This is a genomic window from Paenibacillus sp. USHLN196, assembly GCF_037144955.1.
GTDB classification, from domain to species: Bacteria; Bacillota; Bacilli; order Paenibacillales; family Paenibacillaceae; genus Paenibacillus; species Paenibacillus xylanexedens_C.
The window spans coordinates 134,691-155,845 of record NZ_JBBCYH010000009.1; the positions used below are offsets into that span (position 1 = coordinate 134,691).

Annotated in this window: 17 protein-coding genes and 2 riboswitches; of the genes, 14 read left to right on the top strand and 3 right to left on the bottom strand. The window is 48.1% G+C overall.

Going from position 1 to position 21,155, the window contains the following annotated elements; translation table 11 throughout:
* The first annotated feature begins 9 nt into the window (after nucleotides 1–9).
* The 8 genes from WFI24_RS21545 (at nucleotide 10) to sdaAA (ending at nucleotide 9,261) form a co-directional block, all read left to right on the top strand.
* The gene (locus WFI24_RS21545) at nucleotides 10–1,302 is read left to right on the top strand and encodes an arsenic transporter (RefSeq protein ID WP_336764089.1); all 1,293 of its coding nucleotides are present in this window, start codon (nucleotides 10–12) and stop codon (nucleotides 1,300–1,302) included.
* Nucleotides 1,303–1,995: 693 nt separating this feature from the next.
* Entirely contained in the window at nucleotides 1,996–2,922 is a 927-nt protein-coding gene (locus WFI24_RS21550) for a phosphate ABC transporter substrate-binding protein (RefSeq protein ID WP_336764091.1), read from the top strand.
* Between the two features lie 115 nt (nucleotides 2,923–3,037).
* The gene (gene pstC, locus WFI24_RS21555) at nucleotides 3,038–3,973 is read left to right on the top strand and encodes a phosphate ABC transporter permease subunit PstC (RefSeq protein ID WP_017690972.1); all 936 of its coding nucleotides are present in this window, start codon (nucleotides 3,038–3,040) and stop codon (nucleotides 3,971–3,973) included.
* Nucleotides 3,974–3,975: 2 nt separating this feature from the next.
* On the top strand, nucleotides 3,976–4,863 hold the full coding sequence (gene pstA / locus WFI24_RS21560; protein WP_336764280.1) for a phosphate ABC transporter permease PstA: 888 nt from the start codon (nucleotides 3,976–3,978) through the stop codon (nucleotides 4,861–4,863).
* 12 nt (nucleotides 4,864–4,875) lie between these two features.
* On the top strand, nucleotides 4,876–5,631 hold the full coding sequence (gene pstB, locus WFI24_RS21565) for a phosphate ABC transporter ATP-binding protein PstB (RefSeq protein ID WP_145325655.1): 756 nt from the start codon (nucleotides 4,876–4,878) through the stop codon (nucleotides 5,629–5,631).
* 232 nt (nucleotides 5,632–5,863) lie between these two features.
* The gene (locus tag WFI24_RS21570) at nucleotides 5,864–6,925 is read left to right on the top strand and encodes a phosphotransferase enzyme family protein (protein WP_336764095.1); all 1,062 of its coding nucleotides are present in this window, start codon (nucleotides 5,864–5,866) and stop codon (nucleotides 6,923–6,925) included.
* A gap of 363 nt (nucleotides 6,926–7,288) precedes the next feature.
* Nucleotides 7,289–7,413, top strand: a riboswitch (glycine riboswitch).
* Nucleotides 7,414–7,417: 4 nt separating this feature from the next.
* Nucleotides 7,418–7,552: riboswitch (glycine riboswitch) on the top strand.
* A gap of 112 nt (nucleotides 7,553–7,664) precedes the next feature.
* Nucleotides 7,665–8,354 (top strand): L-serine ammonia-lyase, iron-sulfur-dependent subunit beta, encoded by a 690-nt coding sequence (gene sdaAB / locus WFI24_RS21575; protein ID WP_145325650.1) that lies wholly within the window; start codon nucleotides 7,665–7,667, stop codon nucleotides 8,352–8,354.
* On the top strand, nucleotides 8,344–9,261 hold the full coding sequence (sdaAA, locus tag WFI24_RS21580) for an L-serine ammonia-lyase, iron-sulfur-dependent, subunit alpha (protein ID WP_145325649.1): 918 nt from the start codon (nucleotides 8,344–8,346) through the stop codon (nucleotides 9,259–9,261). The genes sdaAB and sdaAA overlap by 11 nt, the downstream gene beginning before the upstream one ends.
* 165 nt (nucleotides 9,262–9,426) lie before the next feature.
* Here sdaAA and WFI24_RS21585 read toward each other — a convergent pair whose 3' ends face one another.
* The gene (locus WFI24_RS21585; RefSeq protein ID WP_336764098.1) at nucleotides 9,427–11,193 is read right to left on the bottom strand and encodes an alpha-glycosidase; all 1,767 of its coding nucleotides are present in this window, start codon (nucleotides 11,191–11,193) and stop codon (nucleotides 9,427–9,429) included.
* A 127-nt stretch (nucleotides 11,194–11,320) separates the two neighbouring features.
* Between WFI24_RS21585 and WFI24_RS21590 the strand changes: the two genes are divergently transcribed.
* From WFI24_RS21590 to WFI24_RS21610, 5 genes are all read left to right on the top strand, one after another.
* Nucleotides 11,321–12,004 carry a response regulator transcription factor gene (locus WFI24_RS21590; protein ID WP_336764100.1) on the top strand — a complete coding sequence of 228 codons (684 nt, stop codon included), beginning with the start codon at nucleotides 11,321–11,323 and terminating at the stop codon, nucleotides 12,002–12,004.
* A 44-nt stretch (nucleotides 12,005–12,048) separates the two neighbouring features.
* A complete protein-coding gene (locus WFI24_RS21595) occupies nucleotides 12,049–13,557 on the top strand; it encodes a sensor histidine kinase (RefSeq protein ID WP_336764102.1) in 1,509 nt (502 codons plus the stop codon).
* 81 nt (nucleotides 13,558–13,638) lie between these two features.
* Complete coding sequence (locus tag WFI24_RS21600; protein ID WP_336764104.1) at nucleotides 13,639–14,553, top strand: ABC transporter ATP-binding protein; 915 nt, start codon at nucleotides 13,639–13,641, stop codon at nucleotides 14,551–14,553.
* Complete coding sequence (locus WFI24_RS21605; RefSeq protein ID WP_336764106.1) at nucleotides 14,550–15,266, top strand: ABC transporter permease; 717 nt, start codon at nucleotides 14,550–14,552, stop codon at nucleotides 15,264–15,266. Before WFI24_RS21600 ends, WFI24_RS21605 begins: the two co-directional genes overlap by 4 nt.
* A 1-nt stretch (nucleotide 15,267) precedes the next feature.
* A complete protein-coding gene (locus WFI24_RS21610) occupies nucleotides 15,268–16,002 on the top strand; it encodes an ABC transporter permease (protein WP_336764108.1) in 735 nt (244 codons plus the stop codon).
* A 95-nt stretch (nucleotides 16,003–16,097) separates the two neighbouring features.
* Here the strand turns inward: WFI24_RS21610 and WFI24_RS21615 are convergent, their stop codons facing one another.
* The gene (locus WFI24_RS21615) at nucleotides 16,098–16,658 is read right to left on the bottom strand and encodes an acyltransferase (protein ID WP_336764110.1); all 561 of its coding nucleotides are present in this window, start codon (nucleotides 16,656–16,658) and stop codon (nucleotides 16,098–16,100) included.
* A 301-nt stretch (nucleotides 16,659–16,959) separates the two neighbouring features.
* Between WFI24_RS21615 and WFI24_RS21620 the strand changes: the two genes are divergently transcribed.
* On the top strand, nucleotides 16,960–19,668 hold the full coding sequence (locus WFI24_RS21620; protein WP_336764112.1) for a PAS domain-containing hybrid sensor histidine kinase/response regulator: 2,709 nt from the start codon (nucleotides 16,960–16,962) through the stop codon (nucleotides 19,666–19,668).
* Between the two features lie 139 nt (nucleotides 19,669–19,807).
* On the opposite strand, the gene WFI24_RS21625 is transcribed toward WFI24_RS21620, so the two are convergent.
* Nucleotides 19,808–20,761, bottom strand: a complete 954-nt coding sequence (locus tag WFI24_RS21625) for an L-lactate dehydrogenase (protein ID WP_336764114.1) — start codon at nucleotides 20,759–20,761, stop codon at nucleotides 19,808–19,810.
* Nucleotides 20,762–21,155 lie beyond the last annotated feature (394 nt).

Consider the following 21,155-nt stretch of genomic DNA (forward strand, 5'->3'; position numbering starts at 1 on the left):
GGAGGCTCTATGGTATACGTAGCAATATTGATCTTTGCAGTAACGATCACCTTGGTGATCTGGCAACCTCGAGGGTTGGGTATCGGTTGGACTGCCTCAGGTGGGGCATTGCTTGCCCTGCTGTGTGGAGTCGTGAGCTTGAACGATGCCTCGGATGTGGCATCCATTGTATGGAATGCTACGCTGGCCTTTGTCGGCATTATTATGATTTCTCTTATTCTCGACGAGACAGGTTTCTTCGAATGGGCTGCCCTTCACATGGCGAGACTGGCTGGAGGAGATGGTCGCAGACTGTTCTTCTACTCCATTTTGCTGGGGGCCGCAGTGTCTGCCTTGTTCGCAAATGACGGTGCAGCACTGATTCTGACGCCAATTGTGCTCGCGATGGTGCGTGCATTGAAGTTTGATGAGCGTATGGTGCTGGCTTTTGTGATGGCGAGTGGATTTATCGCAGATACTACATCGTTGCCGCTGGTGGTCAGCAATCTGGTTAATATTGTGTCTGCTGATTTCTTTGGTATTACCTTTGTGGAATATGCAGTGCGCATGGTTGTGCCGAATCTATTCTCGATCGTAGCGAGTACGGGAATGCTGTTCTTGTTCTATCGCAAAAGCATCCCTCGTCGCTACGATATCTCTGCGGCGCGTGACCCGAAGGACGCGATACGTGATCCGCGGATGTTCCGAATCGCCTGGTTCATGCTGGGGCTGTTACTGGTGGCCTATGCATCCAGTGAGTTTCTGCCGATTCCCGTGTCGGTTATCGTTGGCTCCGTTGCGTTGCTGTTCGCTTTATTAGCACGCAAGAGCGAGGCTGTTGATCTGAAACGAGTAATCAAGGAAGCGCCATGGTCAATTGTGGTGTTCTCAGTGGGCATGTATATCGTCGTATATGGACTGCGCAATGCGGGGTTAACAGATCATCTGAGCCGCTGGCTGGATGCCATAGCGGAGCATGGTCTGCTGGCTGCTTCGCTCGGGATGGGCATCATCGCCGCCGTATTGTCATCGGTGATGAACAACCTGCCGACCGTGTTGATTAACCTGCTAGCCATCCAGGGTGCGCACACCGAAGGGATCGTTCAAGAGGCATTGATCTATGCCAATGTCATTGGTTCCGATCTGGGCCCCAAAATGACCCCGATTGGATCACTTGCCACATTGTTGTGGCTACATGTGTTGTCCCGCAAAGGTGTGAAGATAACATGGGGATATTATTTCAAGGCAGGTATCATCCTGACGATTCCTACATTGCTAATTACCCTGGCCGGATTGGCATTGTGGTTATGGATTCTGGGTTAGTAAAATTAGATTTTACATTAGGAACATCTTAAACATTCAATGTATTGTAAAAAGGCTGCTCTCAAAGCTGGTGCTACGCACTGGCAGCGAGGCAGTTTTTTTATATCCTGCTTTTGTACCTTCTATAGAAGAAACAGATTTTCTTGCTCTATCAAAGAATCAACAAAGAATTTACATAAGGTCAGCCTATTATAGGGCTGGCCTTCTTTGCCTACACCCCAGGCAAGGAGATTGAAATGCCTGAGATCCAACGAGCGCTGACACAGCGAAGGAAAACCGCGATCGTAGTGGAGGGGACGGAATCGATTCTGAAGAAGCGAAGCGTTCGCCTTTGTCTCCTAATTACAACAATTAGAATTATTGATCAAAGAAATTTGGAGACAACAGCGATCAAAAGAACGATCCGTAACCGGAACGGCCACTCAGGTATCAGCTACTTAATATTTCTATAAGTAAATTTTTTTCATGGAAATCTGGACACAATACGGATTAAAACAACGTCCGTTCCCGAAGCGACCACTTCAGCGCTAGATTAAATCCCAAATATTTCAAAATGCTGCCGATATTTTTAACATTGCGTTTACAAAACACTGATTTTAAGATGACATACTGAAACTACAATGAGTAAAGAGTTGATGGTGAACAAACAAATTCACAAAACGCCATCACTACATTGGGGGAGGAAAACAAAACATGTTTAAAAAGTTGCCGTTTATTTTGATGACCTTAACGTTCGTACTGGTACTCGCAGCATGCGGATCGAAAAATGACGCTGGTACAGAGGGTGCCGCAAGCAATGGATCAGGAGAAGCTGCTACTGAGCTTAGCGGTAACATTCTGGCAGTCGGATCGACAGCATTGCTACCTCTGGTAGAACAAGCTGGACAGAAATTTATGGCAGTTGATGAATATAAGAACGTAACGGTTCAAGTTCAAGGTGGCGGTAGTGGTACTGGTTTGACACAAGTATCTGACGGACAAGCTACAATCGGTAACTCTGATGTATTTGCAGAAGAGAAGCTGGAGGACGAAGCCAAAGTAAAAGAACTGGTTGACCATCAGGTAGCAGTAGTAGCTATGGCGCCAGTAAGCAACAAAGATGCAGGTGTAGAAGATTTGACGAAGCAACAACTGATCGACATCTTCTCCGGTAAAGTAACGAACTGGAAAGACGTTGGTGGTGCGGATCAAGCAATCGTTATTGTAAACCGTCCGAGTAGTTCCGGTACTCGTGCAACTTTCGAGAAGTATGCGCTTGGTGCAAAAATGGATGATATCCCAGGTTCGATTCAAGAAGATTCTTCTGGTAACGTAAAAAAACTGGTAGCTGAAACGCCAGGAGCTATTGGTTACCTTGCCTTGTCTTACTTGGATGACAGCTTGCAAGTGTTGAAATACGAAGGTGTAGAAGCAACGGTTGAGAACGTAGAAGCAGGAACTTATCCAGTATGGGCTTACGAGCACATGTACACGAAAGGTGAGCCGGATGCAGCAACAAAAGCATTCCTGGACTACATCTTGAGTGACGAAATTCAACAAAATGACGTGACAGAACTTGGATACATTCCAATGTCAGGTATGAAAGTAAAACGCGATGCAGCAGGTAATGTGGTTCAATAATCTTTGAACTTGCGCATACGGCGAAAGAGGCGGACTTAGGTCCCGCCTCTTTACGCGGTTTGCTCTAAAATAATCCCATATTTTGCATTAATTCTACTATAGAAGGATGGTTGTTATGGAACAGACCGAAGGGGGAACGGTAATGAATAACAAGTTGAAACCGCGCCGGCCCTTAAAAGAGAAACATTATTGGGAAGAGTGGACGGGACGGATCTATACGTCGATTTGTGTCGTTTTCCTGATCGTTGTCATGTTTTCCATTGTTTATTTTGTAGCGTCCAAGGGACTATCAACATTTTTCCAAAATGGAATAAGCATAAGTGAATTTCTTGGTGGGAAAACGTGGAATCCAACAGGGGAACCTGCTTTTTACGGGGCATTGCCGTTCATTACAGGTTCTTTCATTACAACCTTGCTTGCAGCATTGATCGCAAGTCCGCTTGGCTTGTGTGCAGCACTTTTCATGACAGAGATTGTTCCGGGTAAAGGCAAAAAAATATTGCAGCCTGCGATTGAGCTCTTGTCTGGAATCCCGTCCGTTGTGTACGGATTTATCGGTCTGAGTGTCATCGTACCCTTGCTGCGCAGTATCTTTGGTGGAACAGGCGTCGGGATTGCAGCCGGATGTCTTGTTCTCGCTGTAATGATTCTTCCTACGGTGACAAGTATTATGGCAGATGCTTTGTCCGCTTTGCCAAAAGGATTACGTGAATCATCGTACGCACTGGGTGCCACTCGCTGGCAAACCATCTACCGTGTCATCATTCCAACGACTTTGCCAGCTTTGTTGACAGGTGTCGTTCTGGGTATGGCCCGTGCTTTTGGTGAGGCACTTGCTGTGCAGATGGTTATCGGTAATGCACCGCATGTTCCAACATCCTTGCTCGAATCGGCTTCAACATTAACAAGTGTAATTACACTCAGCATGGGTAACACCACGATGGGTTCTGTTCATAACAATGCACTGTGGAGTATGGCGCTTGTCCTGCTGGTGATGACATTTGTCTTCGTCATTCTGGTTCGCCTGCTTGAAAGGAGGAACCGGGTATGAAAATGAAGGCAAAGACGGTAGATAAAATTGCAACATCTGTCATCGTTATACTGGCCCTGTTCATTGTTATTCTATTGCTCGGTCTGCTTGGCTTCATCATGTATAGAGGCATTGGACATATTAGCTGGAACTTCCTGACAAGCGCACCGCAGTTGCTTAAAGGTGGCGGCGGAATTGGTCCACAGCTCTTTAACTCTGTATTCTTGCTAATCCTGACCTTGATTGTTACCATTCCACTCGGATGGGGCGGCGGGATTTACATGGCTGAATACGCCAAACCAGGCAAGATTACAAGCTTCATTCGTCTGGTCGTTGAAGTATTGTCATCATTCCCTTCCATCGTTATTGGTTTGTTTGGTCTCTTATTGCTTGTAAATACATTTGGTCTTGGTTTCTCCCTGATCTCGGGTGCCTTGGCTCTGGCGATCTTTAACCTGCCATTGATGGTACGGACAACGGAGCAGGCTTTCCGGGCCGTTCCGAAGGAACAGAAGGAAGCAGGTCTGGCGCTGGGACTGTCCAAGTGGAAGATTATCACTTCCATTCTGCTGCCTGTAGCATTGCCGAGCTTGATCACGGGTACGATCCTGGCTTCCGGCCGGATCTTCGGTGAAGCAGCCGCGCTGATGTTCACCGCAGGTATGAGTAGTCCACCATTGGACTTCACGGATTGGAATCCGACGAGTCCAAGATCACCGCTTAATCCTTTCCGTCCGGCAGAGACACTTGCTGTCCATATCTGGAAAGTAAATAGTGAAGGCATTGGGCCAGATTCCAAAGAAGTGGCAGCAGGGGCATCCGCCGTGCTTGTCATTCTCGTGCTGGCGTTCAATCTAAGTGCACGCTGGATCGGTCGGGTTGTATTCCGCCGCATGACAGCTTCGAAATAAGGAGGAACCAACATGGCCATACCTTTTGGTACGGAACAGTTAAGCATATATTATGGACATTTCCAGGCAGTGAAGCAGATCAGTCTGACGTTTCCTGAAGCAAGCGTAACGGCTCTTATTGGACCGTCTGGTTGCGGTAAATCCACGTTCCTCCGGTCACTTAACCGGATGAACGACGAGATTGCTGGTTCCCGCACAGAGGGACATATCTGGATGGACGGTAACGATCTGAATGAGCCTGGAACCGATGTAATCAAGCTTCGCCAGAAGATTGGCATGGTGTGGCAGAAGCCGAATCCTTTTCATAAGTCCATCTACAACAATATCGCGTTTGGCCCCCGCTACCGTGGTACGAAGAGTAAGAAGGCACTGGATGAAATTGTGGAAAAAAGCTTGCGCCGTGCTGCGCTCTGGGATGAAGTGAAAGACAGACTGCATGAGTCAGCTCTGTCTCTCTCCGGCGGACAACAGCAGCGTCTATGTATCGCTCGCGCTTTGTCTGTTGAACCACAGATTCTGCTGCTCGATGAGCCGGCATCTGCCCTTGATCCAGTATCCACGGGTAAGGTTGAGGAATTGATTACCGAGCTTAAGAAAGATCTGCGGATCGTCATTGTTACCCATAACATGCAGCAGGCGGCACGCATCTCGGATTACACGGCTTATTTCTATCTGGGAAGTATGGTTGAGCACGGGGATACAGAGCACATTTTCACGAACCCGGACAATCGCCTAACGCAAGAATACATTATGGGACGTTTCGGTTAATTGGATCATGGAGTGTAACATAGAGTAATAGAGATAAAGAAATAAATAGAGATAATAGAAAGCACAATGCCTGGACAGTTGTTCAGGGGTTGTGCTTTTTAATTTATAATTTTAGTGGGATTTTCTGTATGCGAGTTAGACATTATGCTACGATATTCAGTATGAAGAGAACGTTTACATAACTTCGAAGGAGATGTTGATAATCACTACGGATAAGATGTCTTACGACCACATGGCAGCTGATATCATACAGAACTACACGATTGAAAAACCTGTCGTTTCTTATATTCGTCACAACGAGAATCTGACGTACCATGTCGTGGATGAAGCGAGCGGGCAGAAGTATCTGCTGCGTATCCATCAAGCTGCATATGCAAGTATGTCTGGGATTCAACATACGCTTCCTGCACTGGAGGCAGAGATGAATCTGCTTCATGATTTAAACGCAACGACAGCATTACGCGTGCAACATCCGGTACGCAATGTATCAGGTGAATGGGTCACGGTATGGAGAAGTGAGGAAGGGAAAGAGACCTGTTGTACGGTACTGGAGTGGATTGAGGGCAGGGACATCCAGCAGGGAGAGCGCCTGACAACAGAGCAGATCTATGATCTTGGGGCACAACTGCAGACGCTTCATCAATATGGACGCGTACAGGAGAAACCCGAAGCCATTGAGGGAACGGTTGAAAGCAGAGGAATAGTGGATAGCAACGATCATCAGCGGACAGGAAGAGAGATGAGTCAGCTAGATCAAACGAAGGTACGGCCGGCATATGGCAACATTCAAGAGAACTTGGTCATGCTAGGACAGCTGGAGGAAGGCGTCAGACTGGGGATTTTTACAACGGAAGACTTTGATCTGCTTCGAGAAACGTTCGAGAACATTAATGAGCAGTTAGAAACATATCCGTACGATACAAAGACATGGGGAGTCATTCATGGGGATATTACCCGCAATAATCTGCTGATAACGGATGAGGGCATATCTATGATTGATTTTTGTCTATACGGTTATGGTTATTATCTTTTCGATGCTGGAGGGGCAGCACTTATGTTCAATCGGGAAGAGCGTGAACAGTTTCTATCTGGTTACACGAAACAGAGTGCACCGCTAACGGATCGGGATATGCGGTTAATGGAAGGATTCATGTTGATTTTTACACTGGGTTATTATGCCTTTCAGATGGCAAATGAATCGAGACACGAATGGATGAAAGACCGCATGCCGAAGCTGTGCAGCAAGTATTGTAGACCCTATGTACAGAACGAGAGCATCTTCTACGAGTTATGAGGTGTAATCCTGATATAAGGATTCAGCTGGGAAATCGAAGAACTGTACTTCAAAGATAAGGGTTGCCAGAACACCCGAACTGTTTGGTGGATAACAACATAGATAGTAGTAAGCACATAGTTGGGTTATTTGTAGGAACACAAAAATATGCTTTATATAAGGCTCTCTTATCGTATGTATGTGATAAAAGCTGACAAATCATTCTGTTTTACATCGATGCAACAGGAAATTAGGGAAATATACCCAAAGAAATCGTTAAGTTTGTTGACACTGATCTTCCGGTCGATTAATCTTAATGAAGAAGAAAATAACGACTTCCATTACTGTTCTGACATCAGTTCAGAAATGGTTCCATACAGCGGATGATAACGAGCGGGAGAGACCTGGGTTGGCCGAGTAAAATGGCTAGAGTTCAGGCACCGAAGGAGCAAGCTGCTGCGCACCCGGCGCAGTGGTTAATCTCTCAGGTAAATGTACCATCGTTGGACGCAACTCTGGAGAGTGCGCGAACTGCGCCACCCAAGGGGTATATGATCAGTTAGCCCGGTGACCTTGCCTGTAATCGCAGGCATTCACCTTGTCCTTGGACACTGCTGATCATGAAACTCTCAGGTATCGAGGACAGAGAGAGGGCCTGGGGCCTTCTTCTGTCCTTTTTTGATGTCATCATTCAGTAAAAAAGGAACATTGTGGCATGGAATCTGGATGCAAATGACGAATACAATTGGAGGGTTATAAGGTGCGATTTAAAGATGTGTTTTCAATTATTGGCCCGTCGATGACGGGGCCTTCAAGTTCACATACAGCTGGAGCAGCAAGGTTAGGGAGAATTGCTCGTCAGTGGCTCGGTTGTACGCCGGATCGGGCACGACTGACGCTGTACGGTTCATTTGCAGATACGTATCAGGGCCACGGCACGGATCTGGCACTGATCGGCGGTCTGCTGGACTATGTCACAGACGATCCGCGTATCCCGGATGCCGAGCAATACGCAGAAGAAGCGGGCATGGAGGTTGAGTTTTATACAAGCGGCCTGCCTGCTCCTCATCCGAACACGGTCAAAATTGAGTTATGGCATGGAGAACGTGCCTGCTCCTTGATCGGGGCTTCCATTGGTGGCGGCAGCGTATCGGTACATGCGATGAATGATTTTCGTGTCCAGATCAGTGGTGAATTCCCTACACTCGTTCTGCGGCATGCTGACAAAGCAGGTGTACTTGCGTCAGTGACGTCTACGATCAGTTCATCGGGAGTTAACATCGGTTATATGCAGGTGGATCGGAAAGCTCGGGATGGTGAAGCGCTGACGGCAATGGAGATGGACGGCGTGCCTAATCCGGATATGTTGAAGCGTCTGCGTTCGCTCGACCATGTACTGGACATTCGTGTCATTGATTTGAAGAGAGGAGTTGATTCGGATGCGGTTTAAACATCTGCACGAACTGAATACGATCTGTACAGCGGAATCCAAAACCATTGCTCAGCTGATGATTGAGGAGCAGGTCCAAGAAACGAATACGCCTGAAGCGGACGTTGTGCAGCAGATGTCAGACTATTATCAAGTGATGAAGGAAGCGGTACAGAAGGGGTTAACGGAAGATACCACATCACGCAGTGGGTTAACGGGTGGAGACGGTAAGAAAATGGCCGAGTACATTCGCAAAGGTGAGACTTGCTCTGGTGATGCTTCTGCACTTGCGATGGCGTATGCCCTGTGTGTATCCGAAGTGAATGCTTCCATGGGCCGCATCGTGGCAACACCAACAGCCGGTTCCTGCGGCATTATTCCTGGTGTGTTTATCAGTTCACAGGAGCGGTTTGGCTGGACGGACGAACACTTGGTCAACGGGTTGTTCTGTGCTGGGGCAATCGGTTATGTTATTGCGAACAATTCATTTATCTCTGGTGCCGAGGGTGGCTGTCAGGCGGAAGTCGGTTCTGCGATTGGTATGGCTGCGGGTGCCATGGTTGAACTGCGTGGAGGTACACCGGAGCAGGTCGTTCATGCCGTTGGCTTGGCGTTAAAAAATACACTTGGCCTTATCTGCGATCCAGTCGCAGGTCTCGTCGAAATTCCGTGCATCGTCCGTAACGGACTGGGTGCCGTCACAGCATTGGCTGCGGCCGACATGGCATTGGCCGGTGTGCGTAGTGCCATTCCGTCAGACGAAGTCATCGACGTCATGCTGGAAGTAGGCAGTGCGATGCCGAGCCGACACCGGGAGACAGCCCAAGGCGGATTGGCCCAGACACCAACGGGACGCAAAATGATGCAAAAGCTGGCCAAACCGAAGGCAAAGCGTGCAGAGCCGGAAACACCTGATTCCCAGGTTTAATCTGACAACAGGCTATGCCGAGAGAATAATACTGCGACATATGCATAACGGCTAATCCCAAAATAAGCGTCCGCAAACCTGAATCCAGGTCATGCAGGACGCTTGTTTTGTGATGAGGCGAGGCTAGGATGTATTTCATAAAATGTGTTGATAGATGTATGTGTATTAAGATGATCTCTGACTCACAGCCGTACTCAGTACAGCATATCCATACGCAGGCAATTCAATGGCAAGCACGCCATCATCCTTGGCAGTACGATGGTTTCCGCCGAATAGCTCTGTCCATTCCCCGTCTCCTGCTTCCAGTTCGACAATGGCTGTCTCCTCTGAACGATTGAACAAGATCAGGATGCGTTCCTCATCGTCTTGCCGTTCGAGTACCAGTTGGCTGCCATCGGGGCGAGCCTGCAGGAAACGAATGGTGCCTTCCGCACGCAGGGCGGGATGAGCATGACGTAGTGAGATCAGTTTCTGATAAAAGTCGAGCAACTCCCGGTCCTGCTTCGCTTCGTCCCATTCCATGCATTTCCGGCAACCCGGATCATGTTCGCCGTCCATGCCAATCTCGTCTCCGTAATAGATACACGGAGCACCCATGTAACTGAACTGGAATAGTGCAGCCAGCTTCATCTTGCGCTGATCGCCCTCACACAGGGTGAGCAGACGCGGGGTATCGTGGCTGTCCAGCAAGTTGAATGCTACTTGGCTGGCCTGAAGCGGATAGCGGGATAACTGTCGACCGATGGAGTTCGCGAACTGTTCGGCCTGCATCGTATTTTTCACAAAAAAGGCATTTACGGCATCGGTAAAAGGATAGTTCATGGAAGCATCGAACTGATCGCCCTGCAGCCAGGCAGAGGACTCATTCCAGACTTCACCCAGAATATAGGCTTCCGGATTAGCGGCCTTGACTACATGACGGAATTCACGCCAGAATGCATCATCCACTTCGTCCGCAACATCCAGCCGCCATCCGTCCGCACCCACTTCCTTGATCCAGTACTCGGCAACCTCCAGCAGATAGGCCTTCACCTCGGAATTCTCCGTATTCAGCTTCGGCATATGCGCTTCGAATCCGAATGTCTCATACGTAGGAATGCCATCTTTCACATCCAGCGGGAATTCGTGTACATGGAACCAGTCCTTGTATTTGGATTGTTCTCCGTTCTTCTGCACATCGACGAATGGTGCGAAGGTCTTCCCGGAATGGTTGAACACGGCGTCGAGCAGTACACGAATTCCACGCGCATGGCATAGCTCAACCAGTCGTTTGACGGTATCTGCGTCTCCAAAGTGACGATCTACCCGCAGATAATCTTCTGTATCATATTTATGATTGGTCGTTGCCTCGAAGATGGGGGTGAAGTAGATCGCGTTGATGCCGAGTTCACTGAGATAATCGAGATGGTCGATTACGCCTTGAAGATCACCACCGAAGAAATTAAACGGTGTTGGCTCGCCGCCCCAGGGTTCTACATTGTCCGGATTGATATCCGGGTTGCCATTGGCAAATCGTTCCGGGAAAATTTGATAGAATATCGCATCCTTCACCCATTCAGGGGGTGTGAATACGGCCCCGGCATGTATGTAGGGGAATTGGAACATGCGGCCCGGATCGTCCGGCTCTTCTTCCTGGAAGCCCGTCTCGGTCATCCAGATCTGCTCGTCTCCGTCTTTTAATAGAAAAGAGTACTTCAGCCGATGGTAAGGAGGCTTCACTTCACCTTCGTAATAATCGAACATGGAGTCTGTCGTAAACTTGGTTAAAGGAACCAGGGCTTTGGTTTCATCCCATGCATACTTATCCCCTGTCAGTGCGTATACCTCGGTCAGATCATTCTTTTTGGAACGAAGACGCAGGCGGATTGTATCCTGATCGTAGGCATAGGCCCAGTTCCGCTTCGGTTGATGATAGATGGCTTCCAGCAGCATATTAAGTTCCCTCCCGTTATTTGTAAACATGTTATGTACTTCGTGGACTGGTATGACATGACATCACGCAAGCTAATGATTAAGATATAATTAACCCAACTGGTGTAGAAAGGAAACGAATGCGCGTATGAAAACTAAACTGTTATACATTGAAGATGACACGGAAATTGCAACATGGGTAAGGGCTGATCTGGAGGAGCGTGGTTATGAAGTGATCTGGCTCGGAAGTGGTGAAGGTGCAGCTGAAGCTGCTGTTGGCTGCTCATTGATCATTCTGGATGTCATGCTGCCAGGGCTGGATGGATTCACGGTCGGACAGCGACTGAAAAAAGAACATCCGGCTATTCCTATTGTCATGTTATCGGCGAGAACGTCTATTGACGATAAGCTGCATGGTCTTGATTTTGCCGATGACTATGTGACCAAGCCGTTTCACCCCGATGAACTGGCTGCCCGAATTGAAGTTCAGCTGCGGAAGGCAGGGACTGCGATCTCATCCGATGCGGCCTTGAAGCTGGATCATCTCTCGATCTATGAGAAAGATAACCGGATCGTCAATGATGAGACGGGGGATGAGGTTGTTTTATCGGGCAAACAGTTCCATATCTTCGCCTACCTGTTACGACATATGGGCATGATTCGAACCAAAGAGCAGATCTATGAAGCCGTATGGAACGAGCCATATCTGGATGGGGACAAGACCTTAATGGTACATATTCGACATCTGCGCGAAAAGTTGGAGCTTGATCCGGCTAACCCTGTTATTATTCAGACAGTTCGTGGTGTTGGATATCGTGTGAAGAAGCCATGATCCACTGGTTCAGAGCACGGAAGAGCAAGAAAGGAGAACAGAGCATGGATCATAATTATAAGCAAACCGGGCAGGGAAAGCTTCGATTTGGACGGTCTTTGATGTCCCGATACATTATCCTGATCCTGGCGGCTATATTGTTTGTGCCTGTTGTCCTTCCAATCATATCCGTTATCTATATTGTCGTAGTGAATAATACGAACACGGACCGAGAGGCACCTTACGGTGACGTTACCCGGATCAGTAACCTTTGGTCGCGTGAAGCGGAGAACCTGGATGGTGCTTCGGAGGAAGAGATTAGGGCCCGATTGGAGCAATTACATGGCACGTATCCCAAATCTTCCATGTATCGTGTGAATACGAGCGGCGAAACCGTCTTTATTCTTGGGGGTGAAGATGTAACGCTTCTGAAATCCCCATCGCCGGATGGCCTGACAGACACGACATTGAGATGGTCACTGGATTCCGGGCAAACGACCGAGACTCATATTCCAGCCTTATGGAATGTGAACAATACGGTGCAATTCATGAAAGAAGCTTCCTTTCGCGATCCACTGACCGTCGTTGCATATATTGGTGGAAATGAACAGGACAAAGGACAGGGATTCATGATCATTGAAGTTCCGCGGTCGCTTTTGCAAATGAGACAGAGTAACTGGCCGATGGAACTCTTGTATCTCGGTATCGTAATGACCATCATCTTTCTGATCTTCATTATCATGTCGATTCTCTTCTTCGCACGTATTCGCAAAAGGCTTATTCGGTTGCAGACGGCAATGATGACCCCGGGCAAGGCAGGCATTCCACTTCCGGTTGACATTCGTCAGTCGGATGAGATTGGTCAGCTGGAGGATTCATTTAATCAGATGGTGCATCAACTCACTGACAGTCATCACCGGGAACGCGAGGAAGAACTATTGCGCAAACGCCTCATTGCCGGGCTTTCCCATGATCTTCGCACGCCGTTAACGGTAATTCGAGGACATATGCATGCACTGCATAAAGAAAACCTCAGCGAACAAGGCATCCACTCATTACAGCGCATGGAAGCGAAGATGGAGGATCTCGGCGGCCTCATTGACAACATGTTATCCTATAATTTGCTTACGAGCGGGAAATATACACTGAAACTGGAAGAGAAAGATATGCTTCGGATCGTCAGAGAGACGGCGGCCTCATGGTATCCGGTCTGGGAGAGAGAACAATTCGAGATTGATATTGACCTGCCGGAGAAACCTTTGATATGGCAAATGGATGAACAGGGTATGCGGCGTATTCTCGATAATCTGTTTCAGAACGTGATCCGTCATGCTGCGAGCGGAAAGTATATCGGCATAACAACGCAGGAGATTCAGGGCGAGACGGCCATTGTTGTTCAGGATCGGGGTCCTGGACTGCAACAGGATTCTGACACGAAAGGTACGGGTCTTGGCTTATCCATTGTAGACCTGCTGATTCGTGAGATGGGACTGCGCAAGCGGGTAGACAGCTCCGAAGCGGGTGTCCGAACATATATCTACAGTGGTGCGGGAAGCCACAAACCAGGGGAGTAGTTTTTTTTAAACTAAACTTAAACTGGAGACTACCTTGGCTTTAACCTTGGACGGTTACGATAGTTCTGAGGTGATCATACAGTGAGTGAAAATATTATTCAAACGGCTAATCTATGGAAAACATACCGGGACCGTGCAGCGGTCCGTGAACTTGATCTGCATATTAAAAAGGGAGATATCTACGGCTTCCTCGGTCCCAATGGTGCCGGTAAAACCACAACGATTCGCATGCTTCTCGGCTTGATTAAACCAACCAAAGGCGTGATCCGTGTCTTCGACAAGGACATCCGCAAGGATCGCATGGACATTCTGCGCCGTGTTGGTTCACTGGTCGAATATCCGTCTTATTATGGACATCTAAATGCGGTGGAGAACCTGGAAACACTGCGCCGGATTATCAATGTACCGAAATCGAGAATTGCTGAAGTGCTGTCCATTGTAGATCTGACCAAGGATGCCAAACGTTCGGTAAAGGGATACTCCCTTGGCATGAAGCAGCGCCTTGGTATAGCCAGCGCCTTGCTGGGTGAACCGGAGCTGCTCATTCTGGACGAGCCGACGAATGGGCTTGATCCTGCGGGCATTCAGGAGATTCGGGAATTGATCAAGCGTATGCCTCTGGAACATGGCATTACCGTACTTGTTTCCAGCCACTTGCTCAGTGAAGTCGAACAGATGGCAAGCCGCGTCGGCATTATCCGTGAAGGCAAGATGGTACTTCAGGATACTATTGCGAGTCTGCATAGTCAGACGGGCAGCTCGATTCGGTTAACGGTTTCCGAGCCGGAAGAGGCCATGAAGCTGGCCAGAGAACAGGGTCAATTCGGTCAGCGACAAGGTTCTACGTTAACATTCCCCTATATGGATAACCCTTCGGTTGCACTGCTTGTGCGCCGATTGATTGAGCAGGATCATGATGTGTATCGTGTGGAGGAACAACGTCAGTCTCTGGAAGATCTGTTCATGCGGGTCATTGGCGAGGGGGCATCCATATGACGGGACGTGCATTGTCTTCGGATTGGCTTAAGATTCGAGGGAAGGGAATCTGGTTCCTCGTTTTCCTGGCTCCTCTTGGATTGATCGCGATGCAGGCGCTTAACTTCGGTTTGCGTCTGGACTATCTGAAAGAGCAGTACGCAGATAACCTGTGGGGCGGATTGCTCGGCAATGTGGTTGTCTTTGTACCGTTGTCACTGATGCTGGGAGCAACCATTCTCAGCTCCATGATCGCTAATGTCGAGCATGAACAGGGATCATGGAAACAGCTGCTCGCGATGCCGATTCCCAGACCAGCCGTGTATTTAGCCAAGTTTCTGCTTGCCTGTGTGTTGCTGGTGATCTCCTGTTTGCTGCTAACTGCAGGGATTATAGGTCTGGGTCTGATCCTCGGATTCCATGCCAGTGAGATCCCTTGGACGCATGCGATCAAGCTGGGGTTGCTACCCTTGGCTGGTGCGCTTCCGGTGTTGTCACTGGAGTTATGGCTCACCATGGTAAACAAGAATCAGGCACTTCCCGTGACACTGGGCATCGTTCTCGCAATAACGGGCATGTTCGCACTCAGTATCTCGCCGAACTTTCCACTAGCTTGGCCACAGATGGCTTGGAATGGACCCAATCCATACCTGTATGCAGGCATGGGTGCAGGTCTGGGACTCTTGATTCTGTTGCTGGGTATGGTGCATTTCAGTCGGAAGGATGTGGCCTGATATGAGTTTTGCGACAACGTATTTCCGAATTCTGTCCGCTGAACGGTTGAAAATGGGCAAATCCCCCATATGGCTCCTGGTCCTGCTGAGTCCACTCATTGCGCTGCTGATCGGACTGTTGTCCACTCCGTCGGGGAATTGGCAGGTATTAATGACCACCATGGTCTTCCTGCATGGACTGCTCCTGTTACCGATGCTGACCGGCGTGTTCACGTCCTTTGTCTGCCGTTTCGAGCATGCAGGAGGAGGGTGGAAGCAGATGCTCGTGTTACCGCTCACACGTTCAGGCGTGTATGCAGGCAAACTGACGATTGTACTAATGCTTCTGGCGGGTACGCAAGCATTGTTACTGATGTCCATTCTGCTGGCAGGGTTGATTCATGGCATCACGGAGCCGATCCCTTGGGGGTTCTTGGTAGGGAAATTACTGCTTGGGTTATTGGCCTGTGTACCACTTGCTGCCCTGCAGATGTTCGTATCATTGGTGTGGAGCAGTTTTGCTGCACCACTCGCACTGAATTTTGCCCTGACCGTACCAAATATTCTCATCGTGAACTCAGCGACATATGGGCCGTATTATCCATGGGCACAACCGATGATTCTGATGACACCCGTTGACGGCGGAGGTTTCGGAGCCTACAACGTGCCACTGATGACGATGCTGGCGGTCGTCGGAGGCAGTGCTGTCATTTTCATTGGAATCGGGATGATGTATTTTGCGAAAAAAGAAATTTGAATAATTGGTTATACACCGGCTTATCGTAAGATCAAGATCCTTCTTAGGCAAAACATGCAAAGCTCTATTGTATGTATGCTTCAGGAGGATTTTTTCTAATGTCTGACCCACCCATCATGAATGGTCAGCTCCCGAATAATCTTGGCTGGTGCTCCGGCTACAAGCGTATTCTCGGGGACATCTTTGGTTACTGTGCTTCCGGCAGCCACGACTGCATTTCTGCCGATGGTGACGCCGGGAAGTATGAGCGCCCCTGTACCAATCCAGGCATTATCCTGAATTACAATCCGCTTGGCGGTCTGACTTCCGTCGTCCAGCGAGTCGATCCGGTGATAGGCACTGTCGAATATGCTTGTTCGCGGGCCGATCATGACGTTATTGCCAATCGTCACCTCTACGTTAGCCGCAATTCCTACACCAGCATTGATCATGACGTCATCGCCAATGGTTAATCGTGCGCCCTTAATCACAGTTAACTGGGTTCCCCAAGGTTTACCTATGATGTTAAGCCTCTTCCCCACTTGCAAATCACCCAATTTATTCAGATATACCTTACCCCTGATTCGTGGCAGTAGTCCCATGGATGGCTGGATCTTGCCAAAAACGGCCAAGCCTCTTAGTTTGCCGTAAGCAACCTTAACTCTGTTGGGCAGCATGATTCATCCGTCCTCTCCGAAGTTCAACAACACTTTTTAACGATTATAGCCTTTTCGATACAAAATGTATCGTTAATTTTCTGAAATACAATAATTTTTAATTCAAATTCCAACTATTTCATGACACATCATGGGAATTTAATCAATAGATTGTAAGCAAAATGAGACGAGAATCTGGTAAAATAAAAAAAGCTGTTTCTAGGCTGGCTTACATGGTTATTCGAGGGTAGGCCTATTTTACAGATAATGATTAATTTCAGTTGTTAGAAGAAGATGTTGGCTGAGAAAAGAGGGGTAAGCCTTGGATGTTAATAAAACGGAAACCCTGAAACGCATTATTTCGGAGGGAAGTTCTTACCAATCATTGTTTTTCAACCATCCGGATGCCATATATGTGATGGACATCCATGGCAACTATATGGATGCTAATCCCTCAGTAGAGCGGATATCAGGGCATACACTGGATGATTTGATTCGTATGAGTCGTAATCAGATCTGTCCTCCGGACAGTGAAAATTCACGCAAAGAATATATTAAAGAGGTACTGGCTGGACGTTCAGTCAGTAATTCCATTACTTTTTATCATAAAGATGGTTCCCTGAAACAGGCACAGATTACCTATATACCAATTACAGCGGACAATGAAGTTGTCGGTATCTACGGCATTGCCAAAGATGTTACCGATATCTTGAAAGTGGAACGTGAGCTGCAGGAGACCCGGGAGAAATATCAGGTACTCGCTGACCATGCGCAAGATCTCATTACGACTTGTACAACGGATGGCGTGCTGTTATACGTCTCACCTTCCGTATACACCCTGCTTGGTTACAAGCCGGAGGAAGTCACAGGAAAGTCTTTCAAGGATTATTGTTATCCCGGAGATTATCCTGATCCTATGGAACTTTCGAAGATTGGTAATGGTTGCAAGATGCGTGTGTTACACAAAAAGGGACACTACATCTGGATGGAGACATTGGCGAAGCCCGTGGCTGGAGAACGGGGCAAGAGTACGCAGATCGTCAGCATCAGCAGGGATATTACTCAGCACAAAGATGCAGATAGACGACTTCGAGAAAGTCGGCAGCGATACAGATCGCTGTTCGAACATAATCCGGCGGCCGTGTATTCATTGAATCTGGAGGGCGAATATAGTGCGGTGAACAGCAAGCTGGTCCAAATGCTGGATGTTCCACGCAATAAGCTTATTGGCAAATCGTTTTTGTCCAATCTGGATAAATGTGAAGTTCAAAACGGTAAAACGAACTTTGACAAGGTTAAGCAAGGTGATCCGCAATATTATGAGACTCGAATTGTGAATTCAAGTGGTCGGAAGATCGAAGTGTCGGTTACGAATGTGCCCATTATTGTGGATAAAGAAGTGGTAGGTGTCTATGGAATCGTGTCCGATATTACCGAGCGTAAGGAATATACGGAACGGATTCAGGAGCTTAGCAAGCAACATGAGCTAATTCTCAACACAGTTACGGAAGGAATATATGGTTTGGATGCGGATGGAATCACCATGTTTATGAATCCTGCAGCAGCTTCGATGTTCGGTTATGAGGCGAAAGAATTCATCGGCAAAAACTCACATCCCATTATCCATCACACCCGTGCAGACGGAAGTCATTTCCCAAAAGAAGAGTGCCCCATCCACATGACCGTGTTGGATGGACAGAGACGGTCCATCAAGGAAGATGTGTTCTGGCGCAAAGATGGCAGCAGTTTTCTGGTGCAGTATCAGGTGACGCCGATTATTGAACAGGGACAGATTCAGGGCGCGGTAGTCGTATTCAATGACATGACTGGCGAACGTGAAATTGTACGTGCCAAAGAGACAGCTGAGCTGGCAGCTCAGGCCAAGTCAGAGTTTCTATCGATGGTCAGCCATGAGATCCGGACACCGATGAACGGGATCGTGGGTATGACAGAGCTGTTGATTGGAACTGATTTATCAGAAGAACAGCGTGAGTATGCCGAGATTATTCAAGACAGCGGCGATGCACTGCTGAACATCCTTAATGATATTTTGGACTTCAGTAAGCTGGAATCCGGTAAAATGGCGCTGGCTTACGAACCATTTGCATTACGCAAGATGCTGGAACAGGTTGCCGAACTGTTTAAACCTCGTGCAGATGAGAAACAGCTAGAGATCAGATTTCGTCTCAATCCAAGCATCCCTGAATTCATGGTGGGGGACTCCATGCGTATCCGGCAGATTCTGGTGAATCTGGTTGGTAATGCGCTGAAGTTCACAGACCGGGGAAGTATTGATGTGAACGTGGATATCATCAAGGGCAGGAAACCTGAAGACAGCGTGCTTGATTTTGCTGTGCAAGATACAGGCATCGGCATTCCGGCTGACAAGCTGGATCAGTTGTTCCAGTCGTTCTCTCAGCTGCATCCGGTGATTAACCGCAAGTATGGAGGTACAGGCTTGGGACTGGTCATCTCGAAACGACTTGTTGAAATTATGGGTGGCAGTATCAGTGTCGAGAGTACGGAAGGAGAAGGTTCCACCTTCCGGTTTGCTGTTCCTGCGACGAGTGTAGACGCTTCGGCAGAACAGACAGCAAGTCAATTCCATCATGATCGTACACGCCAAAGTGACAAGGTAGCCATGCGGATTCTCGTGGCTGAGGATCATCCGGTGAATCGGAAGATCCTGCGAGAATATCTGGAGAAGCTCGGTTACCATGCAGATGTATGTACTAACGGCGTGGAAGCTATTGATGCCATCTCTCAGAATGCTTATGATATTGTGCTGATGGACATCCATATGCCTGTCATGGACGGTCTGAAGGCGACTGACTTGTTACACCGACTAATTCCTCAGGATCGCATACCGCCCATCATCGCAGTGACAGGCAATGCCAAACGTGAAGAAAAGGAAGCCTGTCTGGAGATAGGCATGCGTGACTTTATTAGCAAACCGGTTATGCTGAGTGAATTGAAGCGGGTGTTACAGCAGTGGGGACCAACGGATGAACCCCAGCTTGCCCCGAGTTGAACAACAGACTAACTGTGAAAAATATAAGTGCATGCAAACACGCCAATAAACCTCCCAGAATGGAGTGTTATTGGCGTGTTTGCGTTGAGGGGATTGAAGTCGCTGAAGTCTATGAAGTTGAGAGCTGTATACGAATGGGTTATGCCAGTGTCAGACGATTGATGTTACCTGATAGGATTTCACAGGAATTGTTGAATTTCTCACGTTCCATTGCATCCAGATTCAATTCGATAATCTCTTGAATGCCATTTCCCCCGATGATTGCGGGAACACCGACGCAGACGTTGTGTTGCTCGTACTCTCCGTCCAGAATAGCCGATACCGCGATGATCTTGTGTTCGTCATTGAGGATGGAGCGGGTAATATGTGCGAGGGCGTTACCGATCCCGAATTGAGTAGAGCCTTTGCGGGTAAAGATCTCCCAGCCGGCATCCTTCGTTTTACGTGCGATATCGTCCAGATCCAGATGTTTGAAACGCTCCTTGTGCTGATCCATGATGTGCATAATCGGTTTACCGCCGATGGTAACATGCGACCAGGCCACGAACTGGGATTCTCCGTGCTCCCCGAGAGCATAACCGTGCACACTGCGTGGATCGATGGAGAAGACTTCAGACAGCAGTGTTTTGAGCCGCGAAGAGTCAATGGACGTCCCTGTACCGATCACATGCTCACGCGGCAGGCCTGATAATTTCCATACCATATAAGTTACTATGTCAACCGGATTAGCAGCGACGACAAAAATCCCGTTAAACCCACTGTTCATGATCGGAACCACGATGTCTTTGGCAATCGACTCCGCTTCCTCCAGAATATCCAGCCTTGTCTGTCCTGGCTTGGGATTCGCCCCGGCCGTTAGGATAATTACATCCATATTGCCGCAATCGGCGTACGTTCCTGCATATACTTTGGTGCGGTTATGTGTGAAGTCCATACAATGGGAAAAATCCAGCGCCTGGGCTACAGCGCGGTCATACGTCCGGTCCACCATCATAATTTCCCTGCATATCGATTGATTAATCATGGAATACGCGCAACTCGAACCGACAAGACCCGCCCCAATCACCGCTACTTTACCTGATTTGCCTAACACTGCTGTTCAGCCCCCATTACATAGATATTTATCCATTACTTAAGCGTCCTATGTTAAGTATAGTCCTTTATTTTATGCTCGAATGCATTTCTACGTTACATAAGATAACACAAGAAAAAGCTATACAGCAATGATTTCCGCTATCGCGGGAGCGTGTTGGAGTAATGGAGTTAATAAAATTGACATGAAAAATTCATAATCATATGATTTGACGGCATTTGCACCTGTATCATTCGACATGACAGCATTCATGCTCATTGTCGGATCAAGGGTTATTTGTGCGAATCATATACCTGACAAAAGTTCTTAGGAATCCGCAGAAACAGAACAAAACCGTCAAAGGGATCTGCCGAGAAGCTGACGAATACATACGGACAAGCAAAAGATAAGCATA

Bases quoted from the DNA above. Each gene is read 5' to 3' on its own strand.
- WFI24_RS21545 (WP_336764089.1), top strand. From the start codon at position 10: ATGGTATACGTAGCAATATTGATCTTTGCAGTAACGATCACCTTGGTG.
- WFI24_RS21550 (WP_336764091.1), top strand. From the start codon at position 1,996: ATGTTTAAAAAGTTGCCGTTTATTTTGATGACCTTAACGTTCGTACTG.
- pstC (WP_017690972.1), top strand. From the start codon at position 3,038: ATGGAACAGACCGAAGGGGGAACGGTAATGAATAACAAGTTGAAACCG.
- pstA (WP_336764280.1), top strand. From the start codon at position 3,976: ATGAAGGCAAAGACGGTAGATAAAATTGCAACATCTGTCATCGTTATA.
- pstB (WP_145325655.1), top strand. From the start codon at position 4,876: ATGGCCATACCTTTTGGTACGGAACAGTTAAGCATATATTATGGACAT.
- WFI24_RS21570 (WP_336764095.1), top strand. From the start codon at position 5,864: ATGGCAGCTGATATCATACAGAACTACACGATTGAAAAACCTGTCGTT.
- sdaAA (WP_145325649.1), top strand. From the start codon at position 8,344: ATGCGGTTTAAACATCTGCACGAACTGAATACGATCTGTACAGCGGAA.
- WFI24_RS21585 (WP_336764098.1), bottom strand. From the start codon at position 11,193: ATGCTGCTGGAAGCCATCTATCATCAACCGAAGCGGAACTGGGCCTAT.
- WFI24_RS21590 (WP_336764100.1), top strand. From the start codon at position 11,321: ATGAAAACTAAACTGTTATACATTGAAGATGACACGGAAATTGCAACA.
- WFI24_RS21595 (WP_336764102.1), top strand. From the start codon at position 12,049: ATGGATCATAATTATAAGCAAACCGGGCAGGGAAAGCTTCGATTTGGA.
- WFI24_RS21605 (WP_336764106.1), top strand. From the start codon at position 14,550: ATGACGGGACGTGCATTGTCTTCGGATTGGCTTAAGATTCGAGGGAAG.
- WFI24_RS21610 (WP_336764108.1), top strand. From the start codon at position 15,268: ATGAGTTTTGCGACAACGTATTTCCGAATTCTGTCCGCTGAACGGTTG.
- WFI24_RS21615 (WP_336764110.1), bottom strand. From the start codon at position 16,658: ATGCTGCCCAACAGAGTTAAGGTTGCTTACGGCAAACTAAGAGGCTTG.